The sequence below is a fragment of the Nocardia sp. NPDC057663 genome (genome assembly GCF_042799895.1).
GTDB lineage: Bacteria > Actinomycetota > Actinomycetes > Mycobacteriales > Mycobacteriaceae > Nocardia.
Window position 1 is genome coordinate 25,782 of sequence record NZ_JBHVHX010000018.1, and the last position, 16,360, is coordinate 42,141.

Sequence of the window (16,360 nt, forward strand, 5' to 3'; positions counted from 1 at the left end):
GACGTTCCCGCCGCGCCCGGATCGCTGATCGGGGCGCGGCGTTTCGGGTGGATGCGCGGCGGGGGCTCCCGCCAGGTGGCCTTGCTGCGGTACCTGCTGATTCGGCTGCTGCTGATTCTGCCGACCGCGTGGTTGCTGGTGACGGTGGTGTTCTTCCTGATGCGGGTGATCGGCGACCCGATCAGCGCGGCCATGGGTGGCAGGCTCACCCAGGATCAGATCGAGCAGCGCAAGGAAGCGGCCGGGCTCAATCGGCCGATCCTGACCCAATATTGGGAGTACATCACCGGTTTCCTGCACGGTGATTTCGGCCAGACCCAGGACAACCAGGCGATCGGCGAGGTGGTGATCACCTATGGCGCAGCCACTTTCGAGCTGGTGTTCTGGGGACTGCTCGTGGCCTTCGCCGTCGGCGTGCCGCTGGGCAGATACGCCGCGACACACCGGGATTCGACCTCGGACGCGGTGCTGCGGTTCTCGGCGGTGCTGGCCTACGCGGCGCCGGTGTTCTTCGTCGGCATGCTGTTCAAGCTGATCTTCTCGGTGTGGCTCGGCTGGTTCCCGGTCGGCGGGCGGGCCAGTACCGATGTCGAGCTTGCGCTGCAACATGTCTCGCCGAAGACGAACATCCTGATCATCGACGCGATTCTCTACGGCGAACCGTCCTATGTGCTCGACGTGCTCGAGCACGCGGTGCTGCCCGCTGTCGCCCTGGGTCTGCTCACCGGCGGCATCTTCCTGCGGCTGGTCCGGGTCAACCTGATCCAGACGCTGCGCAGTGATTTCGTCGAGGCGGCGCGGGCGCGTGGATTGTCCGCGCGGGTGGTCACCGGGCGGCACGCGGTGCGCAACGCGCTGATCCCGATCATCACGGTGATGGGTATGTGTATCGCGATGATGCTCGGCGGCGCGGTACTCACCGAGACCACCTTCGAATGGAAAGGCCTGGGCTATCAGCTCGCCGAGTATCTGCGGGCGCGCGACTTCATCGCGGTGCAGGGCATCGTGGCGTTCATCGCGCTGGTGGTCGCGGTGATGAGCTTCGTCGTCGACGCGATCGTCGCGCTGATCGACCCGAGGGTGAGGTTCTGATGAGCACGGCAACGGTCACACGGCGGCGCCTGCCCGGCGCTGAGCTTCTGTCGAAGACTGTTGGGCTGCAACGGGTCACGCTCATCACCGGGCTGGTGCTGGTCGGGGTGTTCGTGCTGGTCGCGGTGTTCGCGCCACTGCTCGCGCCCTACGGACTGGCCCAGAACTCCGCCGACGGTGTGGCTTTCGTCTCGCAGCAGCCGCCGTCGGCGGAGCACTGGTTCGGCACCTCGGTGCGCAGCGAGGACGTGTTCTCCCGGGTGCTGTTCGGCGCGCGCACCGCGCTGCTGGTGATCATGATCGCGGTGGTGCTCTCGCTGCTGGTCGGCGTGCCGCTCGGGCTGCTGTCCGGGTACGTCGGGCGGTGGGTCGACCGGGTGCTGGTGCTGGTCATGGACGCCATCTACGCGTTCCCGTCGCTGCTACTCGCCATCGTCGTGTCGATCGTCGTCGCGGGCGGCACGTCGAGCAGTCTCGGCGGGATGCTGTCGGCGGCCATCGCGATCACGGTGGTGTATGTGCCGCAGTACTTCCGGGTCGTGCGCAATGCGACGGTGGCGGTGAAGACCGAACCGTACGTGGACGCGGCGCGGGTCACCGGCGCGTCGACGGCGCGAATCATGTTCCGGCACATCCTGTCCAATGTCACCGGCTCGCTGCCGGTGATCATCACGATCAACGCCGCCGACGCCATCCTCACGCTGGCCGCGCTCGGCTTCCTCGGGTTCGGCATCGAACCGACCCAGGCCGCCGAATGGGGCTACGACCTGAACAAGGCACTCAACGACGTGTCCAACGGGATCTGGTGGACCTCCATCTTCCCCGGCACCGCCATCGTGCTCGTCGTCCTCGGGATGACGCTGGTCGGCGAGAGCATCGACGAGACGCTGAACCCGCTGCTGCGGACGCGCCGCGCGGTCACCACCGCGGAAGAGAAGGAGACGGTCGATGACTGAGACCCGCACGCCCGCACTGTCGGTGGCCGGGTTGTCGGTGACCTTCGCGACCGACAGCGGGCCGGTCGCGGCCGTGCGCAATGTGTCCTACGAGGTGTTTCCCGGCGAGGTGCTCGCCATCGTCGGCGAGTCCGGCTCCGGGAAGTCGGTGAGTTCGCGCACCGCGATCGGGCTGTTGCCGCACACCGCGCAGGTGCGCGGACTGGTCGGCATCGGTGATCGCGCGGTGACCGCGATGACCGAACGGCAGCTGACCGCGTTGCGCGGCGGCGAGGTGTCGATGGTCTTCCAGGAGCCCGCCCGCGCGCTCGATCCGCTGTTCACCGCCGGCTTCCAGATCTGTGAAGCGCTGCGCGCGCACAGCGGGATGAGCAGGAAAGACGCGCGCGCCAAGGCGATCGAGCTGTTGCGCACGGTCGGGCTGCCCGATCCGGAGCACCGGGTCGACTACTACCCGCACCAGCTCTCCGGCGGGCAGAAGCAACGCGTGATGATCGCCATCGCCATCGCGTGCGAACCCAAGGTGATCATCGCCGACGAGCCGACCACCGCGCTGGACGTCACGGTGCAGGCCGAGATCCTGGAACTGCTGCGTGATCTGCGCGACCGGCTGGGCAGTGCGATCGTGCTGATCACCCACAACATGGGTGTCGTCGCCGACCTGGCCGACCGGGTGGTGGTGATGCGGGCGGGTGAGGTCGTCGAGCAGGCGCCGGTGCACGAGCTGTTCGCCGCCCCGCGCGCCGAGTACACCAGGGCGCTGCTCGACGCCGTTCCGCATCTGGGAGCGGCGACCATCGAGCGGCCCGCCATCGATCCGGATGCCGAGCCGGTGCTCGACGTGCGCGATCTGGTCGTGCAGTTCCCCGGACCGTTCGGGCGGCCCGCGTTCCGGGCCGTCGACGGGGTCGGTCTGCGGATCCGGCCGGGGGAGACCCTCGGCCTGGTCGGTGAGTCCGGGTCGGGCAAGTCGACCATCGGACGGTGCGTGGCAGCGCTGCAGCGGCCGACCTCGGGGCGGGTGCTGGTCCGTGGACAGGACATCGCCGAGTTGTCCCAGCGCAAGCTGCGGCCGATCCGGCGGCGCTTCGGTTTCGTGTTCCAGGATCCGGCGGGCTCGCTCAACCCGCGCCTGACCATCGGTGAGTGCGTGGCCGAGCCGCTGGTGGTGCACGGCGTCGGCAATCGGGCGAGCATCCGCGATCGGGTCAGGAAGCTGCTGGACGACGTCCAGCTGCCCGCGGGCACCGAGAACCGGTATCCGCACGAGCTGTCCGGCGGGCAGCGCCAGCGCGCCAGCCTGGCCAGGGCGCTGGTCCTCGATCCAGATCTGCTCGTGGCCGACGAGCCGACCAGCGCGCTGGACGTCTCCGTGCAGGCGGCGGTGCTCGAACTGTTCGCGCAGCTGCAACGCGAGTGCGGATGGGCATGTCTGTTCATCAGCCACGACCTCGCCGTCGTCGACCAGCTCGCCGATCGGATCATGGTGCTGCGCGACGGAACCTGCGTCGAGGAAGGCGACAACGAGCAGATTCTGCGCAACCCGCGGCACGAGTACACCCGCCGCCTCGTCGCCGCTGTTCCGGTACCGGATCCTGTGCAACAGCGCAGTCGCCGGGCCGAGAACGCCGCCGACCGGCGCAAATCACCCGCACTGGCCACCGAGCTGGAACAATGAGCTAGGAGCCGCACGACAGCTGAACCGGCGGATCACTTAGAGTTACTAGGCATCTATCCGCCGATTCGGTTTGGAGCTTTCCCCCACAATGACTGAACAGACACCCAGCGGTGCAGGCGCTTCCTACGCTGCGGCAGGCGTGAGCATCGAAGCCGGTGACCGCGCCGTCGAATTGTTCGGACCATTGGCGAAGAAGGCCAGCCGACCCGAGGTGCAGGGCGGCATCGGCGGCTTCGCCGGTCTGTTCGCGCTCAAGGGCGGATACCGGGAGCCGCTGCTCGCCGCGTCCACCGACGGTGTCGGCACCAAGATCGCCGTCGCCCAGGCGCTGGACAAGCACGACACCGTCGGCCTCGACCTGGTCGCCATGGTCGTCGACGACCTGGTGGTCTGTGGCGCCGAGCCGCTGTTCCTGCAGGACTACATCGCCATCGGCAAGGTCATCCCGGAGAAGGTCGCCGAGCTGGTCTCCGGCATCGCCGAGGGCTGCATCAAGGCCGGTTGCGCGCTGCTGGGCGGCGAGACCGCCGAGCACCCCGGCCTGATGGATCCGGACGACTACGACCTGTCCGCCACCGGCGTGGGCGTCGTCGAGGCCGACTCGGTGCTGGGCCCCGATCGCGTGCGTCCCGGTGACGTCGTCATCGCGATGGGCTCCTCGGGCCTGCACTCCAACGGCTACAGCCTGGCCCGCAAGGTCCTGCTCGACATCGACCGGATGTCGCTGACCGGCTACGTCGAGGAGTTCGGCCGCACCCTCGGTGAGGAACTGCTCGAGCCGACCCGCATCTACGCCAAGGACTGCCTGGCGCTGATCGCCGAGACCGATGTGCGCACCTTCTCGCACGTCACCGGTGGCGGTCTGGCCGCCAACCTGGCGCGCGTGCTGCCCGCCGGCCTGGTCGCCGAGCTGGACCGTGGCACCTGGAACCCGGCGCCGGTGTTCAAGATGATCGCCCAGCGCGGTCGCGTCGAGCGGGCCGAGATGGAGAAGACGTTCAACATGGGCGTCGGCATGGTCGCGATCGTCGCGCCCGAGGACGCCGATCGTGCGCTCGCGGTGCTCACCGCCCGCCACATCGACTGCTGGACCCTGGGCCAGGTCAAGAAGGCCGCCGACGCCGGCGCGCCGCGTGCCGTCCTGCTGGGAGACCACCCCAGGTTCTGACGCACTGCCTGCAACACGTGAGCCGGGTCGCTGCCGCGACCCGGCTCACGTGTTTGTGGTGGTTTGTGCGCCGCGGGAACGGCTATCCCTGACGGAAGGGGTAGGTGGTGCCTGTCGGCTCGGGGTGGTCGGGGCCTGGAGGCGGCGAACACGACGAGCGTCCTGTGTGTGCACAGGACGCTCGTCGTGTATTCGGATGTTCGCCGTACTTCTGCGAGCCTGGATCGCTGCCGGAACAACGGTTGAAGGGGGAGGCCGCCGTGGCCTCCCCCTTCACCGGCGTTCGATCAGCGACGCCAGCTGTCGTAGTCGTCGTCCTCGTTGTTCCAACGGGACGGCGAATCGTCTGCGTCGTGCTCATCGGAAATCACGCCGCCACTCCTTGGTTGGGAGTGGAGCGGAGTGCTATCCGACAGCTCGCGCTGAAGGCTCGCGAAGTCGGTCGGCGCGGAGCTGTACTTGAGCTCACGTGCGACTTTGGTCTGCTTTGCCTTAGCCCGGCCACGGCCCATGGCTGACCCCCTCGCGTCACTGCGGGGCGGCCTGGGGTTTGTTGGCGGCCCCGTTCGAATTAATACTCTTCCTGACAGACACTTTAGCGTGTGTCAGGCGGTCGCGCTTCCAGGAGTGGGTGAAGAACTGCCGAACCGGTGCCGTTTGCCCCTTCTTCGCCGAGACCAGCCGGTCTCAGAGCGCCCCCGGGATCGCGCGGATCACACCGACTCTGGCATCGCCGCCGAGCACCGCGGTGGCCGCGAGCTCGGTGTGCTCGTCGGTCCAGTCGACCCCGAGCCTGCGCAGAATCGCCAGCGTCAAGGGCATCCTGGCACGGTCGTGACCGTCGTCGATCTTGTACGCGAAGGCCCTGCCGTCGGGCAGCGCGCCCGCGTGCACACCGTCCGCGCCGATCTTGCAGAACAGGCCGGGAGTGGCCGCCATGGCCAGCAGGTCCGGGCCCTTCGTGCCCGAAATCACTCGCGGATTCGCCCGAACGGCGTCGGCGATCCGGCGCGGCGCGGTGCCGGTTTCGGCCGTGGTGAAGCCGGCGAAGGAGCGCGCGAGGTTGACCAGTGAGACGGGCACGATCGGCAGGCCGCAGCCGTCGATGCCCAGGTCGGTTTCCGGTTCGCCGGTGACGTCGGCGATCGTGGCGAGCACCGCCTGCTGCAGCGGGTGCTCGACGTCGAGATATCCGGTGCGCGGCCAGTCGTTGATCACGCAGGTGGCCAGCATCGCCGCGTGTTTGCCCGAGCAGTTCATGTAGAGCGGGCTCGGGCCGGAGCCGGTGAGCGCGGCGGCGCGGGCGCGCTCCTCGAAGGGCAGGTCGGGCGGGCAGGCCAGGTCGGCGGGGGTGAAGCCGTAGCGGTCGAGCAGCCTGCGGACCAGCGCGATGTGGTCGGGCTCGCCGAAGTGCGAGGCGGTGGCGACGGCGAGTTCGTCGTCGTCGACGGGGTCGAAACCGTTGCGCAGCAGGGTCAATGCCTGCATCGGCTTGTTGGTCGAGCGCGGGAAGATCGGGCCGTGCACCTCGCCGAGCTCGAGTGTCGGCGTGCCGTCGGCATCGAGCACGACGACCGAGCCGCGGTGCACGCACTCACGGAATCCCGACCGGACGACTTCGACGAGTTCGACGCTCATGGCCGGGCCTCCAAGCGAACATCGGGGCGGGTTCTGGTGTGCCGGTCGATCTGCATCCGGATGTCGTCGGAGATGCTCGGCTCCTCGGTGCGCAGCCGTTCCAGCAGCGCGGGGTCGGCGCCGGTGAACACGTCGCGCACGGTGATGCCGTGGTCGGGCACATGCACCACGCGCACCTCGTCGCCCGCGCCGATCGTGCCCTCGGTGAGCACCCGGAAGTAGGCGCCGGTGTCGGACTGGAGGGTGAAGCGCTTCACCCACTGCCGCTCGCCCGCCCACTGCTGGAAGGTCGAGCAGGGGACGCGGGGCGCGCTGACCTCGAGGAGGGTGTCGCCGATCGTGACACGTGCGCCGAGCACCGCATCGCTGATCGGGAGCCGGCTCAGTCGCAGGTTCTCGCCGAACCAGCCGGCGGGCAGCTCGCGGTCGAGTTCACCGGCCCAGCGGCGGGCGTCCTCCTCGCCGTAGGCGTAGACGGCCTGGTGCGCGCCACCGTGGTTGGTGGTGTCGCAGACGTGATCGCCTGCCAGGCCGAGGGCGCGGACTTCGACGCGACCGTCGACGGGGCGCTTGTCGATGGCGGTCCGTCCGACCCGGGTGCGTACCTCGAGCTCGGCGTGCACGACGCACACGGCCTCGACCCGGCCGGTGTCACCGACGCGCAGGATCGGGCGGCTCATCGCCCGCGCAGCCGGTCGACGGCGGCCCTGCCCGGCTGTACGACATCGTCGGCGGGGATCGAGTCGGGGTCGATGGCGGCGGCCATGGCGCCGACCACCAGTTCGGTGCCCGCGGGGACCGACCGCTTGACCAAGGCCAGCGCGATCGGGCCGAGTTCGTAGTGGTCGACGACCGTGCCGAGCCTGCCGACCGTGCGGCCACCCGCGGTGACGTCGGCGCCGGTGGCCGGGCGCTCGTCGGCCGAGCCGTCCAGGTGCAGCAGCACCAGATTGCGCGGCGGCTTGCCGAGGTTGTGCACCCGGGCGACCGTCTCCTGCCCGCGGTAGCAGCCCTTGTTCAGGTGCACCGCGCCGTGCTCGTCGACGCCGCCGATCCAGCGGGCCTCGTGCGGGATGGTGCGCTCGTCGGTGTCGACGCCGATCCGGGGCCGCAGTTCGGCCACGCGCAAGGCCTCGAAGGCCCACATGCCCGCGGGCTCGGCGCCCGCCTGGGTGAGCTTGGTCCACCAGGAGGTGAGCTCGGCGCGGGGGATGACGAGGTCGAAGGAATCGGCGCTCGGCCACGGCATGCGCCGCAGGAAGCCGCCACCCGGCAGCGCGACGGCGGCGTAGACCTCGGGCAGTGCGGCGATGCCCAGCGCGTCGAGCAGCGTGCCGACCTGCGGGCCGAGCAGGCTCAGTACGGCGTAGTCGGGCGCGGGCTCGGGCTTGGCGTCGGCCCAGAAGACCATCTTCTGCAGGAACGCGACCAGTTCCGCACCGCGCTCGGCTTCGGTGTCGAGCCAGACGGTGCCGTCGAGATCGGTGAGCACGAAGTGGTGCAGCACGCGGCCGTTGAGATCGAGGTCCAGATTCTCGGCGCTGTGCCCGTCGGGCAGCGCGGCGATGTGCTGGCTGGTGATGGTGTGCAGCCAGCTCAGGCGCTCGGCGCCGGTGATCCTGGCGACGCTGCGATGCGAGCGGTCGACCACCGCGACCCGCTGCGCCGCGGCCTTCTGCTCGCCGAACGGATCACCGTAATGCCACGCGACCGCGGCGTCCGGGGAGCCCGGTGCGCCCGCGACGGCACCCGGAGTGTGGAGAACAGGACTGGGGGCGACGACCACCGACACAAGACCCACTGTAGGCGCGTCCACCGACACGCGCCGCAGCCGGGCGTCCGATTCGGAGCAGCCGTAGGCATAACGGACCGATAACGCCTACGCTCGTCACATGGGAGAACGGGTACTTGTGACACTCGACGGCGCGCTCGCTGATGCGAACGCGCCGTTGCTTTATGCCGACGACATCGGCGCACTGCGCGGCGATGGCGTCTTCGAAACGATTTTGGTGCGCGGCGGCACGGCGACCGCGCTGGAATTCCACCTGGCCAGGCTGCGCCGGTCCGCGCAGGCGCTCGAGCTGCCGGAGCCGGGGCTGTCGAAATGGCGCGCCGCGGTCGAGCTGGCGTGCAAGGAGTGGGGTTCGGACGAGGAAGGCATGCTGCGGCTGATCTACTCCCGCGGCCGCGATTCGGAATACGACGCTCCGGCGGGACTGACCCCGACCGAACCGAAGCCCACCGCGTACGTGCTCGTCTCCCCGGTACCGGCTCGGGTCGCGACGGCCCGTGCCGAAGGCGTGAAGGTGATGTCGCTGGCGCGCGGCATCTCGGTCGACCTCGCGCAGGCGGCGCCGTGGCAGCTGCTCGGCGCGAAGACCCTCTCGTACGCGACCAATATGGCCGCGCTGCGGTTCGCGCGGCGGATGGGCGCCGAGGACGTGATCTTCCACAGCACCGAGCACCGGGTGCTCGAGGGCCCGCGGTCGACCGTCGTGATCGCGCGCGACAAGCAGCTCATCACGCCGCCTGCGAAGAGCGGAGTGCTGCCGGGGGTAACGCAGCGTTCGTTGTTCGCGGTGGCGGAGAAGCAGGGCTGGGAGTGCAAGTATCAGTCGCTGTTCACCGCCGACCTGTTCGACTGCGACAGCATCTGGCTGCTGTCGAGCATCACGCTGGCCGCGCGGGTGAACCAGCTCGACGGTGTGCGCATGTCGGCGCCGGACAACGCGCAGGAGATCATCGACATGGTGAATCTGGGGATCGAACGGCCGGGGACCATCGGCGACTGGTGAGTCGTGTGCGGGGCACGGGTGGGCGTGCCCCTGCGGCGCCGGGAATCCCCGGTCGGACCGCGTATATCCAATCGTGCAGCAACTTTTCGGCGTGTCGTGGCGGTTGTCACGCTCCGCGGGGGTAGATCCGGGCGTAGGATCTACTACGACATGTCGTAGTAGTGGCTGGAGGGTCGGATGGACATTGTGGACGTCTCCCGGTGGCAGTTCGGGATCACCACGGTCTACCACTTCATCTTCGTTCCGCTGACCATCGGTCTGGCACCGCTGATCGCCATGATGCAGACCGCCTGGGTGATCACCGGCAAGGAACACTGGTACCGGCTCACCAAGTTCTTCGGCAAGCTGTTCCTGATCAACTTCGCCATCGGCGTCGCCACCGGCATTGTGCAGGAATTCCAGTTCGGGATGAACTGGAGCGAGTACTCCCGCTTCATCGGCGACATCTTCGGCGCGCCACTGGCGCTGGAAGCGCTCATCGCGTTCTTCATGGAGTCGACGTTCATCGGCCTGTGGATCTTCGGCTGGACCCGGCTACCGAAACTCGTGCACCTGGCGACCATCTGGATCGTGGCCTTCGGCGTGAACGCGTCGGCCTACTTCATCGTCGCCGCGAACTCGTTCATGCAGCATCCGGTCGGCGCGCGCTACAACCCCGAGACCGAACGCGCTGAGCTGGAAAGCATCTGGGCGCTGCTCACCAACAACACGACCTTGGCCGCGTTCCCGCACGTCGTCGCGGGCGCGTTCCTCACCGCGGGTACCTTCGTCGCCGGCATCGCGGGCTGGTGGATGGTGCGCAACGCGCGCAGCGGCGATCCGGCGAAACTCGAGGACGCGCGCACCATGTGGCGGCCGGTGGCGCGGGCCTCGCTGGTGGTGGTCGCCCTGGCCGGCGTCGCGGTGATCTTCACCGGTGACATCCAGGGCAAGCTGATGTTCGAGCAGCAGCCGATGAAGATGGCCTCGGCGGAATCGCTGTGCCACACCCAGACCGACCCCGACTTCTCGATTCTCACCGTCGGCACGCACAACAACTGCGACAGCGTCACCCACGTGCTCGAGGTGCCCTATGTGCTGCCGTACCTAGCCGAGGGGCAGTTCACCGACGTGACCCTCGACGGCGTCGTCGACCTGCAGCAGACCTACAACGTCAAGTACGGTCCCGGCGACTACCGGCCGAACCTGTTCGTCACCTACTGGGCCTTCCGCGCCATGATCGGCCTGGCCGCGGGCTCGGTGCTGCTGCTGCTCGCCGGATTCTGGGTGACCCGCGGGGGCAGGGTGCCCGACCAGCGCTGGTTCTCCTGGCTGAGCCTGCTCGCGATCCCCACCCCGTTCCTGGCCAACGCCGCGGGCTGGGTGTTCACCGAGATGGGTCGCCAGCCCTGGGCGGTGGTGCCCAACCCCACCGGCGACCCGAACATCCGGATGACGGTGCAGCAGGCGGTCTCCGACCACGCGCCCGCGACGGTGGTGTTCTCCCTGGTGGTGTTCACGCTGCTCTACGGCGCGCTGGCGGTGGTGTGGTTCTACCTGATCCGCCGGTACACCGTCGCCGGGCCGGACGAGCCGACGCCGCCCACCCCCGGCGAGGGCCCCGGCGGTCCGGACACCGGCGGGCACGGGAAGCCGGAAGAGTCTGCCGTCGAACAACTTTCCTTCGCGTACTAGGAGCCGGTGATGGATCTGCAGCAGTTCTGGTTCGTACTGATCGGCGTGCTGTTCACCGGGTACTTCGTGCTGGAGGGCTTCGATTTCGGGGTCGGCATGCTGATGCCGATCCTCGGCAAGGGCTCCGATACGCGCAGGCGCGTGGTGCTCAACACCATCGGCCCGGTGTGGGACGCCAACGAGGTCTGGCTGATCACCGCGGGCGGCGCGATGTTCGCGGCGTTCCCCGAGTGGTACGCGAGCATGTTCTCCGGGTTCTACCTCGCGCTGTTGCTGTTGCTGGTCGCGCTGATCCTGCGGATCTGCGCGATCGAATACCGCGCCAAGATCAACGATCCGAAATGGCGGGCCTGGTGCGACATCGGCATCGGGATCGGCTCCTGGATCCCGGCGCTGGCCTGGGGCTGGGTGTTCGCGAACCTGGTGCGCGGCGTGCCGCTGAACGAGGAACGCCAGATCGTCGGCTCGGTGTGGGACCTGCTCAGCCCCTACGCCCTGCTCGGCGGCCTGACGACCGGCGTCCTGTTCGCGCTGCACGGCGCGGTGTTCCTGGTGCTCAAGACCGGCGGCGAGGTCCGTGCCGACGCGCAGCGCATCGTCCGGTTGCTGCTGGTGCCGACCGCGGTGATCGTCGGCGGCTTCGGGGTGTGGACCCAGCTCGCCTACGGCACCGGCTGGACCTGGGCGGTGCTGGTGACGGCCGTACTCGGCCTGGTGCTCGCCGGCGCGGCGAACGCGGCGGGCCGCGACGGCTGGGCCTTCGTCGGCACCACGCTCACGGTCATCTCGGCGACGGCGCTCATCGTCGGCTCGATGTACCCGAACGTGCTGCCCTCGACCATCAGCCCGCTCTACGACCTGAACATCTACAACGCGTCCTCGACGCCGTACACCCTGAAGGTGATGAGCTGGGCCGCCCTGCTGGCTACGCCGGTCGTGCTGGTCTACCAGGGCTGGACGTACTGGGTGTTCCGCCAGCGGCTGACCGTCGAGCACATCCCCGCGCCGACCGGGCTGCCGCTGACCAGCAAGGACTGAGTGATGTCAGCGGCGACCACATCCCGGAACGGTTCGGCCGCCGACCGACCCGGCGCTGCCAAGCGCCGCCCCGTCGATCCACGCCTGTGGCGGTACGCCCGCTCGGCCCGGCCCCACCTGGTGGTGTCGGTGCTGCTCGCGCTGGTGATCACGGCGACGATCGTGGTGATCGCCGTATTGCTCGGCCGGGTGCTCGCCGGGGTCATCACCGATCCCGGCAAGCGCGAGTTCAGCGCGTGGACAGCGGAATTGATCGGGCTGGCCGTCGCTGTGGCGGTGCGTGCCGCGGCGAGCTGGTGGCAGGCGCGGGTGGCCCATCGGGCGGGAGCCACCGTCGTCGCCGAGCTCGAATCGGCGGTGCTGCGGGCGGGCGCCGAACTGCCGCCGCGGGAACTCGACGCGCGCCGGACCGAGATCGCGGTCGTGGTCGGCAACGGTCTGAGCGGCTTGCGCGGCTGGTTCACCGGTTACCTGCCCGCACTGCTGCTGGCCTGCCTGGTGCCGCCGATCGTGTTGGTGGTCATCGCCTTCCACGATCCGACCTCGGCGCTGATCGCGATCATCACGGTGCCACTGATCCCGCTGTTCATGGTGCTCATCGGCCTGCTCACCCAGGGGCGTGCCGAAGCGACCCTCGCCGCGACCACCCGCCTGTCCGACCAGCTCCTCGATCTGTTCGCTGGCATGCCGACACTGCGCGCCCTCGGCCGTGAAGGGTCCGAGGGTTCGAGCATGGTGAATCAGGTCCGGGCACTGGGGGATTCACTGCGGCGGCGGACCATGCGAGCGCTGCGGATCGCGTTTCTGTCCTCGATGGTGCTGGAGTCGCTGGCGACTCTGAGCGTCGCGCTGATCGCCGTCGCCATCGGATTGCGGTTGGTGTACGGGGAGATGAGTTTGTACGCCGGGCTCGTCGCGTTGATCCTGGCGCCGGAGGTGTACTGGCCGCTGCGGCAGGTGGGGGAGAAGTTTCATGCGGCGCAGGATGGGATGGCGGCGGGGGACAAGGCTTTTGCGGTGCTGGAGCCGGGGGATTTCGCCGGTGATGGCGCGTCGGCTGCCCGTGACCAGAGCGCGGCACACGGTGACGTCCGGGGCGCCGGGTCCGATGCGAGCCGTCGGGCTGCGGAGATCGGCGACCCTCGGGGTCGTACTGGTTCGGGAATCATGCTGCGCGGGTTGACGATTGCCGCCCGCTCGGGGAACGCGCCCGATCGCCTGACCGCCGAGCTCGCTCCCGGAGCGGTGACAGTGCTGACCGGGCCGAACGGATGCGGGAAATCGACCGCGCTGCAAGCGATTCTCGGCCTGGTCGCCCCCGATGCCGGTGCCGTCCTCGTCGACGGTACCGATGTCCGCGAGCTCGACCCGGACAGCTGGTGGGCCCGCATCGCCTGGCTGCCTCAGCGACCTGTCCTGGTCCCGGGAACGCTGCGCGAGAACGTCGAACTCCTCGGCGCCCACTCCACCGCCGCAGGCCTCGACGAGATCAGCGCCACAACAGGTTTCGATGCCGTGCTGAACGAACTACCGGACCGCTGGGACACGATCGTCGGCCAGGGCGGCATCGGCCTGTCACTGGGTCAGCGACAGCGCCTCGCCCTCACCAGGGTGCTGGCCGCCCGCCGCCCTATCCTCCTGCTCGACGAACCCACCGCCCACCTCGACTCCCAGAGCGAGCAGCAGGTGCTGACCACTCTGCGCGCCCTCGCGGCCGCAGGCGCGACCGTCGTCGTCGTCGGCCACCGCCCGACAGTCCTGGCCGCAGCGGACGTCGTCGTCCAGGTAGTCGGCAGCAGCGCGCCCGCCACCGACCGACCCGCCACCGACCGACCCGGCGACGACGATCCCGACCGGCCGGCACCTACGGCTGAAGCTGCCTCGGCTGATGCGGTCCCGGACACCGGATTCGGCGTCGGCGGCACCTCGTCCAACCACGCCCACGGCACACAGACGATGAGCGCGAGCGCGGAGTCCCAGAGCTGCGGAGCCGCCGATCGTGGACCTGACGGGGCCGATGGCGATCAGAGCGATGGGGCGTCGAACGGTTGGCCCGTAGCAGCGGGCCGCGGACCGGATGCGGCCGGTGGCGCGTCTGACGTGGCTGGTGTGTCTGGACGTGAGCCTGTGGTGGTCAGCGACGCCGGTCCGGGTGATGAGATGCCGCATGGCGTGCAGGGGGTGTCGGTGTCATGACCGAAGTCGCGCTGGTGCGTGGCGGTTCCGATGGGTCGCTGCGGCAGGACCTGCGGGAGATGCGGCAGCTGCTGGCGTTGTCGCCGTGGCGGGTTGTGGTGGCGATCGCCTGGGGTGTGGCGGCGCTGGGTAGTGGGCTCGGGCTGGCTGCGCTGGCGGCGTGGTTGATCGCGCGGGCCTGGCAGATGCCGCCGGTGCTGTATCTCAGTGTGGCGGTGGTCGGGGTGCGGGCGCTGGGCATCTCGCGGGGATTGTGCCGGTATCTGGAGCGGCTGGCCACCCATGATGTGGCGCTGCGGGCGATGACCACGGCGCGGACGACGGTGTATCGCACCCTCGCCCATGCGGATATCTGGTGGTGGCAGGGGACTTCGGCGGATCGTCCGTCGGCTACGCAGGCCGGCGCGCGTGGGATCGGCTCCGCGGCGGAGGCCGGCCTGGGCGGGTCGGTGCCTGGTGTCGCGGCGCAACCCGCACGCGTGGGCGTTTCGGGGCGCGGTGCCGTGGCTCGAGCCGGCGTGAGCGGGGGCGGTGATCTGCGGGAGATGCGGCGTGGTGATCTGCTGGTGCGCATCGGCGCCGATATCGATGACCTCGGTGCGGTGGTGGTCCGGGTGCTCGTTCCGGTCGCGGTCGCGGTGATCCTGTCACTCGCGGCGGTCGCCCTGATCGCCTTCATCTCGGTGCCCGCCGCGGTGATTCTGGCTGTCGCCCTTGCTGTGTCGGGGATGCTGGCGCCCTGGCTGTCGGGCGTGGCGGCGCGCGAGGCCGAGCAGGCCGTGCGAGCCGACCGTGCGGAGTTCACGGCGGAGGCGGTCACCGTGCTCGACCATGCCGCCGAACTGCGGGTCGCGGGCAAGCTCGACGGCGCACTCGCCCAGGCGGACACGGCGACTCGGCGCGCGGTGAAAGCCGAGGACACCGCCGCCGCGCACAGCGCCTGGGCGGCTGCGGCGACCCCGCTGTCCATCGGCGTCAGTGCGCTGGGTGCCCTGCTGGTCGGCATCGCCGCGTACGGACCGACGGGTGGTCTGCCCGGCGGGATGACACCGATGGCCCTCACCATCCTCGTGCTGGTCCCGCTGTCAGCCTTCGAAGCAGTCGGCGCCCTCCCCGCCGTGGCAACCACTTTGACGACTTCCCGCGCCGCCCTGCACCGTCTCCGCGCCGCCGAGTCCGCCGAGACCGGCGAGACCAGCGGCGCCGCCGAAAGGGTTGTCGGCGCGGCGTACCGGTTGCCGCGTATCCCGCTGCCCGAGGGCCGCCGAATCGTCGTCATCGGACCCAGCGGCGCGGGCAAGACGACCCTGCTCATGTCCTGGGCAGGCCTGTTCGGCACTCCCCGCGACGGAGTCACCTTCTTCGCCGAGGACGCCCACCTGTTCGGCACCTCGATCCTGGAGAACCTGCGCGTCGCTCGCGGTGATCTCACGGTCGAAGACGCGGAAACCGTCCTGCGCACAGTCGGACTCGGCCCTTGGCTCGACTCCCTGCCCGACGGCGTGCACACCGGACTCACCGCAGGCGCGGCCGCGGTGTCAGGTGGGCAGCGCCGCCGCATCCTCCTCGCCCGCGCACTCGTCGCCCCAGCCACCACCCTGCTGCTCGACGAGCCCACCGAACATCTGGCCGCTGCCGAAGGCGAACAACTGCTACGAGACCTGCTCGATGCTGACAGCGGCCTGATCGATCCGGACCGCACGGTTGTCGTGGTCACCCACCAGCTCCCGGCGGACCACCGCGCCGACACGATCGTCACCGTCGACGCCACCGGCACCTGCCAGCTCACCCACCCGGCGCAGTGACCGGCGTTCGCCCAGGTCAGCGCGACGAGAAAATCAATTGCCGAGCTCACGATGCGCCGATAGATTCGTCAGTACACAAGAGAGGAGGTGATCTGAGGAATGTATGTTCATCGGATGCGTGAGGTGGCTGCCCGCTAGCACCACCACTGCGGGAGATTCCCCAGCGGTGCGCTGAGCGAATCCCAGGCAGTCACCCGACCCCCGAGCCCCCGGCGAATCCAACCGGGACCGCCGCGTTCACCGAACGCAGTGGAACGGCTCGGGGGTCGCTCCATTTCTCCCGGAGAACGTCGAAGGCCCCGCACAGCAGGTGCGGGGCC

At 69.3% G+C, this 16,360-nt stretch carries 12 protein-coding genes and 1 pseudogene; 9 read left to right on the forward strand and 4 right to left on the reverse strand.

Annotated elements, in window-relative coordinates:
* Nucleotides 1-51: 51 nt before the first annotated feature.
* From ACFVAV_RS27860 to purM, 4 genes are all read left to right on the forward strand, one after another.
* A complete protein-coding gene (locus tag ACFVAV_RS27860; protein WP_379038571.1) occupies nucleotides 52-1,092 on the forward strand; it encodes an ABC transporter permease in 1,041 nt (346 codons plus the stop codon).
* The gene (locus tag ACFVAV_RS27865; RefSeq protein ID WP_379038471.1) at nucleotides 1,092-2,048 is read left to right on the forward strand and encodes an ABC transporter permease; all 957 of its coding nucleotides are present in this window, start codon (nucleotides 1,092-1,094) and stop codon (nucleotides 2,046-2,048) included. The genes ACFVAV_RS27860 and ACFVAV_RS27865 overlap by 1 nt, the downstream gene beginning before the upstream one ends.
* Nucleotides 2,041-3,726, forward strand: a complete 1,686-nt coding sequence (locus tag ACFVAV_RS27870; protein WP_379038472.1) for an ABC transporter ATP-binding protein — start codon at nucleotides 2,041-2,043, stop codon at nucleotides 3,724-3,726. Before ACFVAV_RS27865 ends, ACFVAV_RS27870 begins: the two co-directional genes overlap by 8 nt.
* A gap of 88 nt (nucleotides 3,727-3,814) precedes the next feature.
* Nucleotides 3,815-4,894 carry a phosphoribosylformylglycinamidine cyclo-ligase gene (purM, locus tag ACFVAV_RS27875; RefSeq protein ID WP_189030046.1) on the forward strand — a complete coding sequence of 360 codons (1,080 nt, stop codon included), beginning with the start codon at nucleotides 3,815-3,817 and terminating at the stop codon, nucleotides 4,892-4,894.
* A 287-nt stretch (nucleotides 4,895-5,181) separates the two neighbouring features.
* On the opposite strand, the gene ACFVAV_RS27880 is transcribed toward purM, so the two are convergent.
* The 4 genes from ACFVAV_RS27880 to ACFVAV_RS27895 form a co-directional block, all read right to left on the reverse strand.
* On the reverse strand, nucleotides 5,182-5,406 hold the full coding sequence (locus ACFVAV_RS27880) for a DUF3073 domain-containing protein (RefSeq protein ID WP_189030048.1): 225 nt from the start codon (nucleotides 5,404-5,406) through the stop codon (nucleotides 5,182-5,184).
* 175 nt (nucleotides 5,407-5,581) lie between these two features.
* Nucleotides 5,582-6,532, reverse strand: a complete 951-nt coding sequence (locus ACFVAV_RS27885; RefSeq protein WP_379038474.1) for an asparaginase — start codon at nucleotides 6,530-6,532, stop codon at nucleotides 5,582-5,584.
* On the reverse strand, nucleotides 6,529-7,212 hold the full coding sequence (locus ACFVAV_RS27890) for an MOSC domain-containing protein (protein ID WP_379038475.1): 684 nt from the start codon (nucleotides 7,210-7,212) through the stop codon (nucleotides 6,529-6,531). Before ACFVAV_RS27890 ends, ACFVAV_RS27885 begins: the two co-directional genes overlap by 4 nt.
* Nucleotides 7,209-8,324 carry a YgfZ/GcvT domain-containing protein gene (locus ACFVAV_RS27895; RefSeq protein ID WP_379038477.1) on the reverse strand — a complete coding sequence of 372 codons (1,116 nt, stop codon included), beginning with the start codon at nucleotides 8,322-8,324 and terminating at the stop codon, nucleotides 7,209-7,211. Before ACFVAV_RS27895 ends, ACFVAV_RS27890 begins: the two co-directional genes overlap by 4 nt.
* A 100-nt stretch (nucleotides 8,325-8,424) precedes the next feature.
* Here ACFVAV_RS27895 and ACFVAV_RS27900 point away from each other — a divergent pair, with 100 nt between their 5' ends.
* From ACFVAV_RS27900 to cydC, 5 genes and pseudogenes are all read left to right on the forward strand, one after another.
* Nucleotides 8,425-9,327, forward strand: a complete 903-nt coding sequence (locus tag ACFVAV_RS27900; RefSeq protein ID WP_379038478.1) for an aminodeoxychorismate lyase — start codon at nucleotides 8,425-8,427, stop codon at nucleotides 9,325-9,327.
* Between the two features lie 177 nt (nucleotides 9,328-9,504).
* Nucleotides 9,505-11,001: a cytochrome ubiquinol oxidase subunit I gene (locus tag ACFVAV_RS27905; RefSeq protein ID WP_379038479.1), complete on the forward strand. Its 1,497-nt coding sequence runs from the start codon at nucleotides 9,505-9,507 to the stop codon at nucleotides 10,999-11,001.
* 9 nt (nucleotides 11,002-11,010) lie between these two features.
* Entirely contained in the window at nucleotides 11,011-12,039 is a 1,029-nt protein-coding gene (cydB, locus tag ACFVAV_RS27910; protein ID WP_379038480.1) for a cytochrome d ubiquinol oxidase subunit II, read from the forward strand.
* A 3-nt stretch (nucleotides 12,040-12,042) separates the two neighbouring features.
* Nucleotides 12,043-13,827: pseudogene (gene cydD, locus ACFVAV_RS27915) on the forward strand (thiol reductant ABC exporter subunit CydD); the annotation flags it as partial.
* Nucleotides 13,828-14,294: 467 nt separating this feature from the next.
* The gene (gene cydC / locus ACFVAV_RS27920; protein WP_379038572.1) at nucleotides 14,295-16,040 is read left to right on the forward strand and encodes a thiol reductant ABC exporter subunit CydC; all 1,746 of its coding nucleotides are present in this window, start codon (nucleotides 14,295-14,297) and stop codon (nucleotides 16,038-16,040) included.
* Nucleotides 16,041-16,360: the final 320 nt, after the last annotated feature.

What these genes read in the sequence shown, in the direction of transcription:
- ACFVAV_RS27900 (WP_379038478.1), top strand. Translation starts at nt 8,425, where the DNA reads ATGGGAGAACGGGTACTTGTGACACTCGACGGCGCGCTCGCTGATGCG.
- cydC (WP_379038572.1), top strand. Translation starts at nt 14,295, where the DNA reads ATGCGGCAGCTGCTGGCGTTGTCGCCGTGGCGGGTTGTGGTGGCGATC.
- ACFVAV_RS27885 (WP_379038474.1), bottom strand. Translation starts at nt 6,532, where the DNA reads ATGAGCGTCGAACTCGTCGAAGTCGTCCGGTCGGGATTCCGTGAGTGC.
- ACFVAV_RS27905 (WP_379038479.1), top strand. Translation starts at nt 9,505, where the DNA reads ATGGACATTGTGGACGTCTCCCGGTGGCAGTTCGGGATCACCACGGTC.
- cydB (WP_379038480.1), top strand. Translation starts at nt 11,011, where the DNA reads ATGGATCTGCAGCAGTTCTGGTTCGTACTGATCGGCGTGCTGTTCACC.
- purM (WP_189030046.1), top strand. Translation starts at nt 3,815, where the DNA reads ATGACTGAACAGACACCCAGCGGTGCAGGCGCTTCCTACGCTGCGGCA.
- ACFVAV_RS27890 (WP_379038475.1), bottom strand. Translation starts at nt 7,212, where the DNA reads ATGAGCCGCCCGATCCTGCGCGTCGGTGACACCGGCCGGGTCGAGGCC.
- ACFVAV_RS27870 (WP_379038472.1), top strand. Translation starts at nt 2,041, where the DNA reads ATGACTGAGACCCGCACGCCCGCACTGTCGGTGGCCGGGTTGTCGGTG.
- ACFVAV_RS27860 (WP_379038571.1), top strand. Translation starts at nt 52, where the DNA reads ATGCGCGGCGGGGGCTCCCGCCAGGTGGCCTTGCTGCGGTACCTGCTG.
- ACFVAV_RS27865 (WP_379038471.1), top strand. Translation starts at nt 1,092, where the DNA reads ATGAGCACGGCAACGGTCACACGGCGGCGCCTGCCCGGCGCTGAGCTT.
- ACFVAV_RS27880 (WP_189030048.1), bottom strand. Translation starts at nt 5,406, where the DNA reads ATGGGCCGTGGCCGGGCTAAGGCAAAGCAGACCAAAGTCGCACGTGAG.